This is a genomic window from Winogradskyella ouciana (assembly GCF_009709615.1).
In the GTDB taxonomy this organism is placed as follows: domain Bacteria; phylum Bacteroidota; class Bacteroidia; order Flavobacteriales; family Flavobacteriaceae; genus Winogradskyella; species Winogradskyella ouciana.
Map to the genome: position 1 here is coordinate 1 of NZ_WJYA01000022.1, position 506 is coordinate 506.

Here is a 506-nt window from a genome sequence, read left to right on the forward strand (position 1 = left end):
GATCCAACAGATACGACGATTCCACAGGCAGCAAGCATCGCTATAGAGAAGACCAGTAGTTTAGACCTAGGAGTTGACGGCATCGCCACACCGGGTGACATAATAACGTATACCTATACAGTCACCAACACAGGTAACACGACCTTATTTGATGTTAGTGTCACAGAAGACGCAGCGGACTTTACAGGAACGGGTACCTTACCAACACCGACCTATGTCAGTGGAGGAACAGACGAAGACGGAGAAGCCGACCTGGAAGATATGGTAGTAGGTAGTGGAACGATAGTTTACACAGCGACCTATGCGATCACTCAGGCCGATATCGATGCAGGTATCGTAACGAATCAGGCGATAGCCGATAGTGATGACCCAAGCGGTAATCCAGTAACGGACGATAGTGATGATCCAGCAGATCCAACCGGAACGGACGATCCAACAGATACGACGATTCCACAGGCAGCAAGCATCGCTATAGAGAAGACCAGTAGTTTAGACCTAGGAGTTGA

At 49.0% G+C, this 506-nt stretch carries 1 protein-coding gene; it reads left to right on the forward strand.

The window, feature by feature from the left end; all coding sequences use genetic code 11:
- The coding region (locus F1003_RS18480) for a CLIPPER-2 domain-containing protein (RefSeq protein WP_438695866.1) at positions 1 to 506 on the forward strand (506 nt) is incomplete at both ends.